At 43.1% G+C, this 15,682-nt stretch carries 12 protein-coding genes and 1 pseudogene; 3 read left to right on the top strand and 10 right to left on the bottom strand.

The window, feature by feature from the left end; all coding sequences use genetic code 11:
* Positions 1-196 precede the first annotated feature (196 nt).
* From ACKTSC_RS12620 to ACKTSC_RS12595, 6 genes are all read right to left on the bottom strand, one after another.
* The gene (locus tag ACKTSC_RS12620) at positions 197-886 is read right to left on the bottom strand and encodes a response regulator transcription factor (RefSeq protein WP_326931326.1); all 690 of its coding nucleotides are present in this window, start codon (positions 884-886) and stop codon (positions 197-199) included.
* Between the two features lie 21 nt (positions 887-907).
* Complete coding sequence (locus tag ACKTSC_RS12615) at positions 908-3,490, bottom strand: sensor histidine kinase KdpD (RefSeq protein ID WP_326931327.1); 2,583 nt, start codon at positions 3,488-3,490, stop codon at positions 908-910.
* An 82-nt stretch (positions 3,491-3,572) separates the two neighbouring features.
* Positions 3,573-4,109, bottom strand: coding sequence for a potassium-transporting ATPase subunit C (locus ACKTSC_RS12610; RefSeq protein ID WP_326931328.1), 537 nt, complete (start codon positions 4,107-4,109; stop codon positions 3,573-3,575).
* 12 nt (positions 4,110-4,121) lie between these two features.
* Positions 4,122-6,152 carry a potassium-transporting ATPase subunit KdpB gene (gene kdpB, locus ACKTSC_RS12605; protein ID WP_326931329.1) on the bottom strand — a complete coding sequence of 677 codons (2,031 nt, stop codon included), beginning with the start codon at positions 6,150-6,152 and terminating at the stop codon, positions 4,122-4,124.
* Positions 6,153-6,167: 15 nt separating this feature from the next.
* Positions 6,168-7,844, bottom strand: coding sequence for a potassium-transporting ATPase subunit KdpA (gene kdpA / locus ACKTSC_RS12600; RefSeq protein WP_313631480.1), 1,677 nt, complete (start codon positions 7,842-7,844; stop codon positions 6,168-6,170).
* A gap of 255 nt (positions 7,845-8,099) precedes the next feature.
* The gene (locus ACKTSC_RS12595; RefSeq protein ID WP_071862481.1) at positions 8,100-8,501 is read right to left on the bottom strand and encodes a VOC family protein; all 402 of its coding nucleotides are present in this window, start codon (positions 8,499-8,501) and stop codon (positions 8,100-8,102) included.
* 142 nt (positions 8,502-8,643) lie between these two features.
* On the opposite strand from ACKTSC_RS12595, the gene ACKTSC_RS12590 reads away from it, so the two are divergent.
* The gene (locus ACKTSC_RS12590; RefSeq protein ID WP_071862480.1) at positions 8,644-8,973 is read left to right on the top strand and encodes an ArsR/SmtB family transcription factor; all 330 of its coding nucleotides are present in this window, start codon (positions 8,644-8,646) and stop codon (positions 8,971-8,973) included.
* A 77-nt stretch (positions 8,974-9,050) separates the two neighbouring features.
* A complete protein-coding gene (locus tag ACKTSC_RS12585) occupies positions 9,051-10,607 on the top strand; it encodes an MFS transporter (RefSeq protein ID WP_326931330.1) in 1,557 nt (518 codons plus the stop codon).
* A gap of 49 nt (positions 10,608-10,656) precedes the next feature.
* Here ACKTSC_RS12585 and ACKTSC_RS12580 read toward each other — a convergent pair whose 3' ends face one another.
* Positions 10,657-12,078, bottom strand: coding sequence for a glycoside hydrolase family 1 protein (locus ACKTSC_RS12580; RefSeq protein WP_326931331.1), 1,422 nt, complete (start codon positions 12,076-12,078; stop codon positions 10,657-10,659).
* Between the two features lie 573 nt (positions 12,079-12,651).
* Positions 12,652-14,109 carry an alkaline phosphatase gene (locus ACKTSC_RS12575; protein WP_326931332.1) on the bottom strand — a complete coding sequence of 486 codons (1,458 nt, stop codon included), beginning with the start codon at positions 14,107-14,109 and terminating at the stop codon, positions 12,652-12,654.
* A 410-nt stretch (positions 14,110-14,519) separates the two neighbouring features.
* Between ACKTSC_RS12575 and ACKTSC_RS12570 the strand changes: the two genes are divergently transcribed.
* Positions 14,520-15,113 (top strand): histidine phosphatase family protein, encoded by a 594-nt coding sequence (locus ACKTSC_RS12570; RefSeq protein ID WP_313631475.1) that lies wholly within the window; start codon positions 14,520-14,522, stop codon positions 15,111-15,113.
* Positions 15,114-15,131: 18 nt separating this feature from the next.
* On the opposite strand, the gene ACKTSC_RS12565 is transcribed toward ACKTSC_RS12570, so the two are convergent.
* Positions 15,132-15,497, bottom strand: coding sequence for a sensor histidine kinase (locus tag ACKTSC_RS12565; RefSeq protein WP_326931333.1), 366 nt, complete (start codon positions 15,495-15,497; stop codon positions 15,132-15,134).
* 67 nt (positions 15,498-15,564) lie between these two features.
* Positions 15,565-15,682, bottom strand: a pseudogene (locus tag ACKTSC_RS12560) (IS30 family transposase); the annotation flags it as partial.

Raw genomic sequence — 15,682 nt, 5'->3', positions numbered from 1 at the left:
GTTCATCCGTTGTAAGATGGGTATAGGTCATTTGTACTCACTCCTTATAATTCTTTGGTCAGAACTATTTTGAGTGTAGCACAAATGGCTTTTTTAGTTGTCTAGCTTAATTTTACAATCGGCGTGAGTAATTCTAACTATTCGGCTTGAAGGGGATTTTTCAGCTGTCTATAATCATCGTAAAAAATTATTTATTTTATTCTAAACGATGATCTCGAAGTCGATAGCCGACACCGATCTCGGTGATCAAATACTCTGGCTTCAACGTATTGATTTCGATTTTTTTGCGGATATTCGACATATTCACCCGCAACGTCTGGGAATCATCACTGTAAGGACCCCATACTTCTGTCATCAAGGTCTGATAGGTCACGACCTTGCCTAGCTGTTTAAACATCAACGCTAAGATGCGATACTCATTTTTGGTGAGATGAATCTCATGACCTTCTTTATAAACTAGTTGCTTATCAAAATCGATCTTCAAATCCTTATTTTCAATCACTGCCTGCTGATCAACATTCGTATCTTGATGCCGTAACGCCGTGCGAATGCGAGCCAGCAGTTCGCCGGTACCAAAAGGCTTTGTGACATAGTCGTCTGCTCCAAGGTCCAAGGCCTTTACCTTCTCATTTTCATTTTTACGAGCCGAAATAATAATGATTGGCAGCCTCATTCGCTTACGCAAAATTTTCAACAGATCGATCCCGTCAATATCCGGCAGTCCTAAGTCCAGCAGCACCAGATCAAATGAGGTGGTTTGAAAGGCATTTAGCGCCTCCATTCCGTTGGCTGCGACCGCCAGCTGGTACCGCTCCTGCTGGAAAATTACCTCCATGAAGTCAGTAATATTCGGATCATCCTCAATCAATAAAATTGTTTTTTCCATCCGTCTCCCTCGCTATTTCAGTTACTTCAAATACAATTTTGCGATCGTCCGACCATCAGCGACGATCATTTCCATTTTTCCATTATGAGCGTGAATGATTGTTTTAACGATACTCAAGCCGATCCCTAACCCATTTTTTGAATCCACCGGCACTTCACTAGTGCTGGCCAGATTATTTTGGATTTTTTGGAACTGCTTCAACGGGATCTCGCCCTGATTCTCCACTTGAAAAATCGTTTGCCCCGCTGCTTGATAAACACCTAATGACACTGGCTGGTCTTGTTGACCATGACGCAGCGCGTTTTCTACTAAATTAAACAACGCCTGTTCAATCAAAATTGGATCGACTTGGACAAAAATCATGTCTTTCGGCAACGTCACCTCAACCTGTCGCTCAGGATAAACCTTTTTCAAATGGTCATAGACCGCCTCAATGATCTCTTCCACTGGTTCGGCGCTTTTTTCCACCTTCCTAGTATCCATATTGATTCGAGTGATCGACAATAGATTTTCTACCATGCGAATCAGCCATTGCGCTTCACTTTGGATATCTTTCAGTAATTTTTTTTGAGTGGCTTTTTTCAGATCAGTAGTGTTCTCTAACGTCTCCGCGATTCCAGAGATCGCAGTCAAGGGACTGCGCAGATCATGTGAGACTGCCCGCAGTAAATTACTGCGGACCTTTTCTCGTTCATTCTCTAACTCGATTTTTTCCTTTTCATTTTTCAAATCCGTCTGTTCCAAAATCGCCGCCATTTGAGTCAAGACCAGTTTCAAATAATTCAACTGATCATTTTCCAACTCACGCTGAATGCTACGCTGAATCCCCAGCACTGCTAACGTTTTGCCGCTGGCAATCACTGGCAGATAAAAGCCTTTCGCGCCAACTAATGTATCTGTTCCATTGCCTGCCTCCATCTGATTTTTGGCAGTCCAAAAAGCCACAGCTGCTTCTTCCTTGCTGTTAAGGTAGGAGCTTTGCCCCGCCGGAAAATGAACGCTTTTAACCTGTCCTTTAGAATCAAACAGCACTACCTCCCGCTCTAGCAGTCGCGCTAGATACGTAGAGCTGATCTCAAAAATCTGCTGACGGCTCTCGGCCAGAACATATTGTTTGTTCAATTCATGGAGAATCTCCATTTGATGTTCCTTTTCCATTGCCTTCTCCGCTTGTTTTTTTAGGCGAACCATCAAATTGCTGATCATGATCGCCACAACGCACATGATCACAAGAGTAAAGGGATAGCCCTGCTTATAAACAGTCAAAGAATACAACGGTTCGACGAAAAACCAGTTAAAAGACAAGACACTTAAAATCGACGCCAACGCGCTCCAAAAATAACCCGAAGTCACACGAGCCACTAGCAAAATGAAAAAAATATACATCAGCATCAGATTTTGATCACCAACATGCAAGTATTGCATCAATTCCGTCACAAGCGTCGCTAAAAACACACCGCCTAAAGCGATCACCAGATCCTTTCCGCCGCCTTCGATTACTTTATGGGTTCTAAACCCGAAAGATGTTTTCACTTCTTGAAAAGGGATCAGATGCAGCTCGGTATCTGCCAAACGTTTCAACAGCCGATCCTCTAAGTCTTCAGCAAACATTTTTTCATACCACGGCTGCTGCAAATTTTTCCCCATAATAATATCCGTGATGCCAGTCATTTTGGCATACTCAACAATGGTTTCAAAACTGCCGTCCTCTTCAATGCTGATCACCTCCGCCCCCAGCTTCTCAGCCAAAGGTATCTTCGTCATCGGCAATTCTTGGGAACGAATCTGGATCACCATCCATTCGGCGCCTAAACCTTGTGCTAGTCGGGCGGTCCAACGGAGACATTTTTCTGTCATTCGGGGAAACCCATTGTCTACGATAGTCAGCAACTTACTTTGAATTCGGATCGTCTTTCCGCTGAAGCGATTGATATGGTCAGAGGCTCGTTGAATCGCTAAGCCTCGCAGCTGGTCAAGCTTTTGTGGGATAAAAAAATTCTGTAATGCTCGCTGCGCATTGACATCTGAATAGATTTTTCCCTGCTCTAGCCGAGAGATCAATTCATCCGGCTCGACATCGATCACTTTCAAAGTCGCCTGCTGAAAAAAAGTATCGGGGACCGTCTCCTTCACCTCGATACCAGTAACTTCTTCCACGATGTCATTCAAGCTTTCAATGTGCTGAACATTGACGGTTGTAAAAACATCGATTCCCGCGTGAAGCAGCTCTTCGATATCCTGATATCTTTTTCGATTACGAGAGCCTTCCGCATTGGTATGGGCCAGCTCGTCGATCAAAACGATTTCAGGAGCTTGACGAATGATTTCATCTATATCTGGTTCAGCTAATAAAATCTGCTTATACGGGATTTCTTTAGGTGGAATCTGAGGCAAGCCGGCCAGCAAACAATTCGTCTCCGGTCGATCGTGAGGCTCGATATAGCCTACCACGACATTTTTTCCCATTAATAAAAGCTCATGGGCTTCTGACAGCATCCCGTACGTTTTTCCCACTCCCGCAGCAAAACCGAAAAAGACCCGCAGCTTGCCGCGAGTGCCGTCACCGGATGGTGCGCGGTCCGCTTGTTGTTCCTTCCCATCCATTCTGTTGATCCCTCTTTTCTGCTTATTTTCTACCTATATAGAACGATTCTCTAACCACCACTGACTAGAGAATCGTAAAAAGCTATTTTATTGGCATTGCGCGGTCCAAAGCCAAATTCAAGGCTAAGACATTCACGAAACGCCGCTGTGAAAACCAGTCCTTCTGGCTATTTTTTTCTATTATAGCATGGATCTTGCCAGGATTCGTCTGACGCTCCTTGGCGATCCGATTGGCTTGAAATTCCGCCGCTGCTACACTGATATCGGGATCGACCCCACTGGCTGAAGCCGTGACTAAATCATTGGGCACTTGTTTTTCAGTGGGATTTTCTTGCAATTGCTGCTTGGTTCGATCCGCAACTTTTTTCCCTTGTTCTGTAGAAACCGGCGAAAGCTGGCTGACTTTTTCCGGTCTACCAGAAAAATAACGCGGCTGATCAAATTCCTGACCAATCAACTTTGAACCAACAGTCTTTCCTTTGACAATTATCTGACTGCCATTGGCTTCTTGAGGAAAAAATAATTGTCCTAAACCAGTTACCAACGCGGTATAAAGCCCGCCGAAAACCAATATGCTTAACAATAGAAAACGCAAGCTGCTGGCGATACTTTTTTTCATCGTCTATTCCTCCTATAAAATAATCAGTGACAGAAGTAGGTCGATCACTTTGATAAAGATAAAGGGCGCAATAATCCCACCCAAACCATAAATCAGTAAATTATGACGTAAAATCTGGCTGGCGGGTTTTTCTTTATAGGCCACCCCTTTTAACGCTAAAGGAATCAAGGCGACGATCACCAGCGCATTATAGATTACCGCCGAAAGAATCGCGGTCAAGGGACTGCCTAACGCCATAATATTCAACCGCTCTAGCTGCGGATAGATGCCGTAAAATAATACCGGAATGACCGCGAAATATTTCGCGATGTCATTGGCGATACTGAAGGTCGTCAGCGCCCCGCGAGTCATCAACAGCTGCTTACCGATACGAACGACCTGCAATAATTTCGTCGGACTTGAATCCAGATCAATCATATTGCCTGCTTCTTTGGCCGCTTGGGTCCCCGTATTCATCGCCATTGCTACGTCAGCCTGGGCTAACGCGGGAGCATCGTTGGTCCCATCGCCAGTCATCGCGACCAAATGACCCTTCTCTTGGTATTGGCGAATTAGATCCATTTTATTTTCCGGCGTCGCTTCAGCTAGAAAATCATCGACCCCCGCTTCAGCCGCGATCGCTGCGGCAGTCAAAGGATTATCTCCGGTGATCATGATTGTTTTGATGCCCATTTTTCGCATATCCGAGAATTTTTCCTTTACGCCATTTTTGACGATATCTTTCAAATAGACAACACCCATTACTTGCTGATTCTTGATGACCACAAGAGGCGTCCCACCGGCACGAGCGATTTTAGCAACGATTTCGTCACATTCTGCTGGATAATTTCCACCTTGACTAAGTACATATTTTTTTATAGTATCCGCGGCACCTTTACGAATTTCATCGCCACGGTAGTCGATCCCGCTCATACGGGTCTTTGCGCTAAAATCAATAAATTTAACTTCCGTCTGTTGAAATTCTCGTTCCCGCAAATCAAATCGTTCCTTTGCTAAGATCACGATACTGCGGCCCTCCGCCGTCTCATCTGCCAATGACGATAATTGTGCGGCGTCACCTAACGCTTTTTCGCTGATCCCATTCACGGGTAAAAATTCGCTGGCTCGGCGATTCCCCAAAGTGATGGTTCCTGTTTTGTCCAGTAAAAGCACATCCACGTCGCCCGCTGCTTCGATCGCTCGGCCGCTCATGGCGATAACATTCTCCTTCGTCAAACGACTCATGCCGGCGATCCCGATAGACGAGATCAATGCTCCAATCGTTGTCGGCGCCAAACAAATCAGCAACGCAATCACGATGATCAACGACAACGCATTACCCTTACCAGAAAGCTGACTGCTAAACTCGGTGAAAGGGACGAGCGTGATAGAAACCGTAAGAAAAATGATCGTCAAGGTAATCAGAAAAATCTGCAATCCGATTTCATTGGGCGTCTTTTTCCGCTGGGTTCCTTCGACCATCGCGATCATTTTATCTAAAAAGGAATGTCCATTTTCAGAGGTTACGCGAATCACCAAATAATCAGAAACAACCGTCGTTCCACCGGTGACGGCACTGCGGTCCCCACCAGATTCTCGGATCACCGGAGCGGATTCCCCTGTAATGGCACTTTCATCCACCGAAGCCGCGCCTTCAATAACGTCACCGTCGGCAGGAATCTGTTCGCCAGAGCGAACATAGACGAGGTCCCCTCGCTTCAAATCTGAAGAACGCAGCTCCGTGAAGTTTTCCTCTTTAATGTCCGAAAGCTGCGTGATCATATAGGTCATGACTTCTTTCTTCGCTTGCTTCAAGCTGTCCGCCTGAGCCCTTCCCCGGCCTTCTGCCACCGCCTCCGCAAAGTTGGCGAATAACAGCGTCAGCCATAAAAAAACGGTGACCGATAGACTGAACCCTAAAGGTACGCCTGTCTGGTAAAAACATAAGATCGTCGTCACGAGTGCGCCTAGATAGACCACAAACATAACAGGATTTCTAATTTGTTGACGCGGGTCTAATTTTCTAAATGCCTGCTTCGCTGCCCACAAATAAATTTTTTTCATTTCTATTCGCTCCCTCTACTTGACTGTGAAAAATTCGGCGATCGGTCCTAACGCCATCGCTGGTAAAAAGCTCAAGGCACCGATCACTAAAATCACAATGATCAGCATCGACATAAAGGTCGGACTGACGGTCGATAAGGTACCGGAGCTTAACGCCGCTCGTTTCTTGCCTCCCATGTTCTCCGCCAGTAATAAAATGGCGACAATCGGTAAAAATCTTGAAATCCACATCATGAGACTGCCGACTAGATTCAAATAAGTCGTATCCGCCAATAACCCGCCAAAGGCACTGCCGTTATTATTGCCCAATGAGGTAGCTCCATAAAGCAGCTCGCTAAACGCATGAGGCCCGCGATTGGTCAGCCAACCTAAAACATCGGGATGCAGGACTAGCGCCATCGCGCCAAAAAGCGTCAGCATCAAGGGCGTCAAAATAACTAAGCTCGCCATTTTGATGTCAAAGGCGTCGATTTTTTTACCTAAATACTCCGGCGTCCGGCCGACTAATAGTCCGGCGATAAAAACAGCTAATAAAATGAACGCCAGCATGCCGTACAATCCGCTGCCGACCCCGCCAAAAATAATCTCCCCCAGCTGCATCAAAAACATCGGGATCGCTCCGCCAAAAGGCGTGAAACTGTCTAGCATGGCATTGACCGAGCCATTGGAAGCGGCGGTCGTCCCGATCGCCCACAAACTGGACCATCCCACCCCAAAGCGGACTTCCTTTCCTTCCAAGTTGGTGGACCCCAGTACATGGGCAAACTGCGGGCCATAATATTCGTTGAAGGCCACTCCAATGAAAGCCAGCGATACAAAAAACACTGACACGATCAAAATTGTACGACCTTGTTTCCAATCCTTCATCCAAAAGCCAAAGGCAAAAATCAAGGCCGCCGGAATCAAGAGGATCGCTAAGTTTTCTAAAAAGTTCGTCATGAGCGTCGGATTCTCAAAAGGATAAGCCGAATTGGCACCGAAGAATCCACCGCCATTCGTCCCTAATTGCTTGATTGCCACTTGGCTGGCTACCGGACCGAGATACAGCCAGAGATTTTTCCCTGCTAAACTTTGATAGCTCTGTCCTGTTTGAAAGGTCTGGATCGTCCCTTGAGAAATCAATACAAGGGCTAAAATAAGGGAAATTGGCAACAAAATATAGACCAAACTGCGGGTCATGTCTTGCCAAAAATTTCCCAGTAAGCGTTCCTTTGTTTGTGATAGTCCTCGCAAAAATGCGGCTAATACCGAAATTCCTACCGCTGCGGAAACAAAATTTTGTACCGTCAGCCCAAACATTTGTGTCGTATTGGATAATGTGGTTTCGCCGGCGTAAGCCTGCCAGTTCGTATTCGTTACGAAACTGACCGCGGTATTTATTGCTAAAGGCAGTGACAAATTCTTTACGTCACTCCCTCCCGGCAGCCAATGCTGCGTCAGTAATATCACTATCAGCAAGATCAAAGAAAAAATACTCAGCACAATGACGTTTAACGCATAGCGCCGCGCCGTCATCTCTTTTTTACTAAGTGGACCGATCGCTTTATAAAAGAAGCTCTCCACCGGCTGAAGAAAACGAGCTCCTCGCGGAAGTTTGCCCTGCATTACTTCTTTGATGTACCAACCTAGTGGAACTGCCAAAATTATTAGAACAGCTAAGAAGAATAAGCCTTGATAGATGATACTACTCATAAGTCTTCCCCCTTAAACAAGCACCAAAAAAGATAGACCATTAATAAAAAACCAATAATTCCTAAAATAATCGTCATACGACTCCTCTTCCTTTCCCAATGAAACTCTTCTTTACACTCAAAGCATAAAAAAAAAGACCTAAAGATAGTGTGAAACTTGAAGAGTTTTCTTTACACTATCTTTATAGGTCTTGAATTTTTTAAAAAACAACAGCCAAGCCATGAATCATTGGTGGCTTGGCTATTGTTAACTTTTTTATCCCAAATTCATCCAAACTGGCTCAAACTGATTACCGTCAAGATCAACGACTTCCAAACTAAACATTTGATCTTCTTGCATATCCATTTCAACAGAATGGTAACTTCCACCGTTGGCCTTCGCGGCTTCCGCGATTTTTTTTACCACCGCTGGACTTTCCACTGAAAAAGCTGTCAGCGTTCCACTTTGTGTTCGAGTGTCTGCGATCTTCTTCCCTTTCAAAAATAAATTATAAAAATCGTATTCTAACAACATAATCCAAAAATTATCATCCCAGACCATTGAGCTAGATTGCTCATTGGAGAAATCTTCGTTCTTCTTAAATCCCAACTTTTCATAAAATTCTGTGGAGGCCTGTACATCTTTCACGGGGTAATTAACAAATACCATTGTCGCCATGTTCTTCACTCCAATCAAATTTTCGTTTAGTATGAACTGCTAACGTAAAAAAGGCAATGAAAACGCTTGTATTAAAATGAACGATAGATTTTGATTGACATGTGCGCACAGGTGCATATAATAAAAAGTGTGGAGGTGCCCCATGAAAGCAAAATATGATCCTGAAAAATGTCGTCAACTGATTCAAGACAGTGTTGATATTGATTTCTTTCGCGCGATTTGTGATCCTGTTCGTAGTGAACTGCTGATTTTTTTAGCAAGTACCGGCGAATTATCCATCGGTGAAATCGCAGAGAATTTCCCGCAAAACCGTTCAGGAATCTCACGTCACTTAGACTATATGAATCGCTTTGGCGCTGTACATCGCAGAAAAGAAGGACGCGAAGTCTATTACAGAGTCGATAAAGAACAAATTGCCAATAAATTTGAGTCTGCTTCAGACAATATGAAAGCACTCCTGAATCAAATCTAAGGAGTGTTTGCTTTTGGATCATATATGCATTTATGCGCACGAATAATTATTGATGATTGAAAGAAGGATTTTTGAAAATGAAGGAAACACGTAACAAATGGTGGATTTTAGGAACAGTTAGTTTGGCAGTCTTTATGGCGATGTTGGATATTACAATCGTCAATGTCGCGCTGCCTGAGATTCAAAAAAGTTTTTCCGGCAGCTTCAGCAATTTACAATGGGTATTGAATGCCTATACGCTAATCTATGCGATTGCCCTACTGCCTTTATCTAAATTAGGCGATCTGCTTGGTCGGAAAAAAGTATTTTTGCTTGGCTTAGCAATCTTTATGGTAGGATCATTAGCCAGCGGACTCGCTAATAGCAACCTGGCTTTAAATATTTTCCGCGGCTTCCAAGGAATTGGCGGTGCGGCGATGATGTCGCTTTCGTTATCGATCGTTACTTCAGCTTTTCCTGAAAAACAACGGGGATTAGCTCTGGGAATTTGGAGTAGCGCGGTGGGTCTGGCGGTTTCCGGCGGTCCACTGATCGGTGGCGTTTTAGTTGACGCACTTGGTTGGCGCTCGATTTTTTTGATTAATTTACCGGTAGGATTGCTAGCATTGATTCTAGGTACGATCACGATCCAGGACACCAACAAAAAATCCGCTGGAAAAATCGATCTGCTTGGTTTGCTTTTTAGCACGTCCATGATTTTCAGCACTGTGTTCGTCTTGATTCAAAAGGAAACCCACAGTGATTATGCTTGGACGGATTGGCGGATCATGACCTTGTTCGCAGTCGCTGTCCTTTCATTGCTATTCTTCATTTTGGTTGAGGGAAAAGTCAAAGAACCAATGATTGATTTGAAAATGTTCCATTCGTCTTCTTTTGTTGGCGCGAATATCGCCGCTTTCACGCTAGGGGCGGGACTCTATGGTGGCTTTACTTATCTTTCGATCCTGTTGCAAAGCTATATGGGCTATAGTGCTTTTGAAACCGGACTAAAATTATTAGTCATTAGTGTCTTTACGCTAGTTTTAGGTCCGATCACTGGTTTGATCTCTGGGAAGATCGGAAATCGCTGGTTGATTTCCATCGCTTTATTAATTGGGATGGCGGGTGTCTTAGTCATTAATCAGATGATTAAAGTCCCTTTCAAATGGGATTATCTAATGCCCGGCTTTATTCTTTTAGGGATCAGCAACGCCTTAGTCAATCCACCGATTTCAAACGCAGCTATGAGTGCGGTGAATGAAGAGCAAGTCGGAATGGCTTCAGGAATTTTAAATGTCTTTCGTCAAGTGGGAATCTCCTTTGGCGTGGTGATGCTAGGGATTAGTGTTACAAACGGCTACAACAGCAATCTTAACCAAAGTTTAGCTAAATTGACGATGGTCCCAACAGCCATCAAAGAACAACTAACAGCCTTACTACACAAAGCCGGCCCCTTTGCCGGACGCCAGCTTTTTGAAAATACGCAAGCTAAGGCATACAGTCAGTTACCGATTTTTGATCAAGTGAAAGAAATGGTCTTCACGGCCTACAATCATGGTATGAAAAACGCCAATTTCTTAATCGCCATCTTGTTATTGATTGGCGCCATTTCTAGCCTTGTTTTAATCCGAGACAAACAAGTGAAATCTGTTTAAGTTGAATAAAAAAGATGGACCCTCAACTTTAAGGTGTCCATCTTTTTTATTATTCCGAAGCTAAATCTGCGCCGTTGGTTGCAATTACTTTTTTATACCATTCAAAGCTATCTTTTTTGCTGCGATTGAAAGTTCCATTGCCTTCGTCGTCTTTATCAACGTAAATGAAGCCGTAGCGTTTCGACATTTCCCCGGTTCCGCCAGAAACGAGATCAATGCAGCCCCACGGTGTATAACCGATCAGATTCACCCCATCTTCGACTGCTTTATTCATTTCCTCGATGTGACGGCGGAAGTAATCAATTCGATAGTCATCATGGATCGAACCGTCTGCCTCGACTTTATCGACTGCCCCCAGACCATTTTCCACAATCATCAGTGGAATTTCATAACGGTCATACAGCTCATTCAACGTGAAACGCAGTCCAACTGGATCAATTTGCCAACCCCACTCGCTCGTTTCTAGGTATTCATTTTTCACACCGCCAAACAGATTGCCACCAACACGATCATCGCTTTCACCAATCGTTGCGGCCACACAGCTGGTCATGTAATAAGAAAAAGTATAATAATCCACCGTTCCTTCTTGCAAGATCTCTTCATCGTCGGCTTCAAAGTCAACTTGAATACCGTGCTTCGCAAAATAATTCTTCATGTAGTAAGGGTACTTTCCTTTGACTTGAACATCACCACAAAACCAGTTCAGCTTTTTCACCAGCTCTTGACTAGCCAAAACATCCTCCGGTTTACAGGTCAAGGGATACATTGTGATATAAGCCAACATACAGCCGATTTGGAAATCTGGATTGATTTCATGCCCAATTTTTACCGCTTTGGCACTAGCGATAAACATATGATGCAAGGCTTGATAACGACGTTGTTCGTCATCTTCACCTAAAATTCCTAATAAATTGCGCCCACCCATCGGTAAGGTTCCGAAGTTGATTTCATTGAAGGTCAGCCAGTATTTGACTTTGTCTTTATAGCGTTTGAATAAGGTCGTCGCAAAATTAACAAAGAAATCAATTGTCTTGCGATTCGCAAAACCGCCATAGTTTTCTGCCAAAGCATACGGTAGTTCAAAATGACTGATCGTAACTAAGGGTTCAATATTATATTTTTTACATTCATCAAAGACTTTATCATAAAAGGCCAAGCCTGCTTCATTTGGTTCCGTTTCATCACCTTTGGGAAAAATCCGCGACCAAGCGATACTCAAACGGAATACTTTGAAGCCCATCTCTGCAAACAGTGCAATATCTTCTTTGTAGCGATGATAAAAGTCGATCCCATCATGATTAGGATAATAGCCGTCCGGCTCGATCGTTGGCGTCATTACGCGGCGTTTGTATAACCCTCCAGCCCGCATATGATCAGGAATACTCTCGCCCTTTCCGTCTACGTCCCAAGCCCCTTCACATTGGTTGGCCGCAGTGGCCCCGCCCCATAAAAAATTTTTCGGAAATGTCATTTGTTCTTCCTCACTTATCTTAAAATTTGGTGTTTTTGCATTCTAAACGTCAAAAACCTGCCAACAAATAAGCGTTCAGAACGCTCCATTTGTTAACAGGTTTAGCTTGCTACATGCAATCACTATCCATTGTATTTATTTCTATAAGAATTATAGCACTCCCCCAGCAGGAAAGGCAACCGCTTTCCAAACCGGAAAAACGAAGTATTTGGCACTTCATTTAGTTATTTAATGCGTGGTACATAAAGACCGGATCGCGAATCAATCGTTCTTATTATTAATCAGATTTCAGCCCATATTCCCCGGGTAATCATGATTTTTGTATTTTTTTTCATTTTATTAAAAAGATTCGGTTTGAATGTTTCCATTCTACCGAATCTTTAGTTAGATCATTTTCGCTTTTGATAAATTTCAGCTATGATTTGATAGGTCGCTCTCCTAAATTATTTAAACGACCTCTATTTTTTTTAAGGACAACAATACTTGTCCAGCAATCCCCTGATCCTGCTGCAGCTCTGTACACTTTTTTAGGCGCTATGTCTTGATTATCGCTTTATAAAATTATTTTTCAGATCACTTCCCGATTTTCACATCCATAATTTCCGCAAGCGTCTGAGGAATGTCTGTATTGTCTTCACACTCACCAAAGTCCTTGCTACCGACTCCAATCGCTGTAAGCGGAACAGTTTCCGCAGTATGGGCTTGCGTCGTCCAGGCGATTTTTGTTTCCTTTGAAAGGATCGGTGAAGCCGCGTAGCCACCAATTCCCATCATATGCTTCATACCCTCAGCTTTTTCTTTTTCTGATTCAGGAATCCCCATATCTGCCATTAAATCAGCGATTGGAAAGGTGTTTAAGCGATTTTGGACTAACGCTTTGTCATCATCAGATAACTTGACATGCCATTCCTTTTCCATTGCATGATACAATCCATCGTAATCCTTCTTCTCAATGTAGGATTCCATTGTATTTCCGAATGAAGATTTCACCCGATCGACTGCTTCGAAATCCATTTTATAAGAATTATAACCGAGACTTAATCCGCCCGTTTCATGATCTGCTGTTACCAGAATCAACGTTTCATCAGGATGTTTGTCATAGAATTTTTTGGCTTCCGCAACAGATTCTTCAAAAGAAAGAACCTCATTCAGTACTGCCGGCGTATCATTATTATGGGCCGCACCATCAATATAACCGCCTTCCACCATCATGAAAAAGCCTTTGTCATTTTGGGAAAGGACATCGATTCCACCTTTGACCATTTCAGCCAAGGTCGGTGATGTTTTTTCAACGTTTTTCTGAGTGATTACGTCCGTTAAATACTTTGGCTCATAGATTCCTAAGTATTTATCGGTCTTAGTGAAATCTGTCTCCTCAAAATCTTTTAAACTGCTATCTACGTCGTAGCCTTGTTCTCCAAACGCTTTAGCCAGGTCTTTGCCATCCTCACGTTTCCCACCTGCGTCTTTCGTTTGAAAATACTGGGCACCGCCGCCTGCTAAATAGTCATAATCGGCTTTTAAGTATTGATCAGCAATCGTTACCTCGTCATTTCGATCAGGTACGTGAGCTCCGAATGCGGCAGGCGTTGCATGCGTAATAGAAACATTCGTAGCCATTCCAACCCCGTAGCCTTCTTTTTGCATGGACTCAAGAATGGTCGTATAGTTGTCCTTTCCCTTCTCATCCATTCCGATCACACCAGTAGCCGTCTTGATACCGGTACTTAAGGCCGTTCCAGCCGCAGCCGAGTCCGTAATCGTACTGGATAAAGAATTTGTCGTAACATTAGCCGTTACCGGCATTTGGTTCATGGACAACTTGTAATTTGCATCTTGATTTTTCCACTGCATATAGTTCTCTGCTAACCCTCTATGGGAGGCACCCATCCCGTCGCCGATAAAATAAAAGACATACTTGGGCTGTTTTGTTTCTGTCTCCTTTTTTGCTGATTCTGAGCTGGCGGTACTGCAGCCCGACAAGCCGATGGCTGCCAATATCATTAAACTAATCCACTTTTTATTTTTCATGATCGTCCTTTCCTTTTCCTAAGTTTTGATGTGGTTTTCAAGTACTTGATGGTTCTTTCTGAAAAAATGTAAAACGGGACAGTAACGGTGAGCTTTTTACTTCATTGGATAATATAGCAGCAGGTGAATTGCAATAGGTGTACCGAAGAGGTAGAACTCAAAAAAATAAAAGCGACACCAAATAAATGTAATTACTTACATCATTCGGTGTCGCCTTCTTCAGTAACGATCCTATATCCAATGTAGCATAGTCGATATTTCGTTGCAACCGCTTTCTTTTTATACAATCTGTTTTTTTATTTTGTGGACTTTTGTCTTAAATCAGCATTTACTGATCCTTTTCCAAATTTTGATGCGTTTTCATTTTTTATTTGCTAGTATTGAGTTAATGAATCAACGGAGGATAAAAAATGAAGAAAAAATTATTTTTAATGCGTCATGGGGAAACGTTGTTTAATCAATTAAAAAAAGTTCAAGGGGCTTGTGATTCTCCTTTAACCGAAAAAGGAATCCAACAAGCAAGACGGGCAAAGGACTATTTCAAAGAAAACAACATCGCTTTCGATCATCTTTACTCATCTACCCAAGAACGGGCCAGCGATACTTTGGAGATCGTTTCTGGCAGTCAAAATTATCAGCGTCTCAAAGCATTGAAGGAGATGGGGTTTGGTTCTTTTGAAGGTGAGCAGCAATTTTTACAACCGCAAGGACAGGAATATTTTGATTCTTTTTATTTACAATTTGGTGGCGAATCGATGGTCCAAGTTCAAACAAGAATGACCAAAGCCCTCCACCAAATCATGGAGCAAGATGATCATCAGACGGTTTTAGCGGTCTCTCATAACGGTGCTTGTATTAGTTTTTTGCAGACGATTTGGCAGAAGGAGAAACAGGATTTAATCCGCGCATTTCCTAATTGTGCGATTTTCACTTTGGCTTACGAAGATCAGCAATTTCAACTGGAAGACATCATTGATCCAGCGACAAATTTAAGTATTCTATAGAAAAAAGCAGTGCCCGTTTTACACGGGCATTGCTTTTTCTGGTTCCGTTGATAAAGTTAAACGGAAAATACTGCCCTTTCCAAAGTCACTCTCTACTTCTAAACGGCCATTTAATTGTTCCGCCAAATTTTTGCTGATATATAGTCCTAAACCAGAGCCTCCTGTTTCGGGATTACGGGATTTTTCTACCCGATAAAGACGGTCGAAGATTTTGGCTTGATCTTCTGGACGAATTCCGCTGCCCTCATCCGTGACAGAAAAAATGACTCGGCCAGCTACAGCGGTGATTTTCAAATAAATCGTTGTCTGCTCCCCAGAATATTTACTGGCATTTTCAATTAAATTGGTCAAGATTCGGTTTAATTTTCCCTCATCCGTGATCAACGTCGTTACCTTTGCATCAATTTCTAGCTTAAGTTGCTGCTTTTTCTTTTTTAATATGTCTTAATTGTCAAATTAAGTTAGACAAATCATCAATACTTACGTAACTCAAAAATACTTCCAAAGGTGTTCGATAATCCAGTGATTTTCTAGGAATATTATTTCGTTTAGATGTGACAGATTGAATA

The sequence above is a fragment of the Enterococcus hailinensis genome (genome assembly GCF_045862035.1).
Classification (GTDB): Bacteria; Bacillota; Bacilli; order Lactobacillales; family Enterococcaceae; genus Enterococcus_A; species Enterococcus_A hailinensis.
Note: the sequence above shows the minus strand (reverse complement) of the source record. Positions and strands in the feature narration are given on the sequence as shown.

What these genes read in the sequence shown, in the direction of transcription:
- ACKTSC_RS12620 (WP_326931326.1), bottom strand. Translation starts at nt 886, where the DNA reads ATGGAAAAAACAATTTTATTGATTGAGGATGATCCGAATATTACTGAC.
- ACKTSC_RS12610 (WP_326931328.1), bottom strand. Translation starts at nt 4,109, where the DNA reads ATGAAAAAAAGTATCGCCAGCAGCTTGCGTTTTCTATTGTTAAGCATA.
- ACKTSC_RS12590 (WP_071862480.1), top strand. Translation starts at nt 8,644, where the DNA reads ATGAAAGCAAAATATGATCCTGAAAAATGTCGTCAACTGATTCAAGAC.
- ACKTSC_RS12585 (WP_326931330.1), top strand. Translation starts at nt 9,051, where the DNA reads ATGAAGGAAACACGTAACAAATGGTGGATTTTAGGAACAGTTAGTTTG.
- ACKTSC_RS12615 (WP_326931327.1), bottom strand. Translation starts at nt 3,490, where the DNA reads ATGGATGGGAAGGAACAACAAGCGGACCGCGCACCATCCGGTGACGGC.
- ACKTSC_RS12595 (WP_071862481.1), bottom strand. Translation starts at nt 8,501, where the DNA reads ATGGCGACAATGGTATTTGTTAATTACCCCGTGAAAGATGTACAGGCC.
- ACKTSC_RS12580 (WP_326931331.1), bottom strand. Translation starts at nt 12,078, where the DNA reads ATGACATTTCCGAAAAATTTTTTATGGGGCGGGGCCACTGCGGCCAAC.
- kdpB (WP_326931329.1), bottom strand. Translation starts at nt 6,152, where the DNA reads ATGAAAAAAATTTATTTGTGGGCAGCGAAGCAGGCATTTAGAAAATTA.
- ACKTSC_RS12575 (WP_326931332.1), bottom strand. Translation starts at nt 14,109, where the DNA reads ATGAAAAATAAAAAGTGGATTAGTTTAATGATATTGGCAGCCATCGGC.
- ACKTSC_RS12570 (WP_313631475.1), top strand. Translation starts at nt 14,520, where the DNA reads ATGAAGAAAAAATTATTTTTAATGCGTCATGGGGAAACGTTGTTTAAT.
- kdpA (WP_313631480.1), bottom strand. Translation starts at nt 7,844, where the DNA reads ATGAGTAGTATCATCTATCAAGGCTTATTCTTCTTAGCTGTTCTAATA.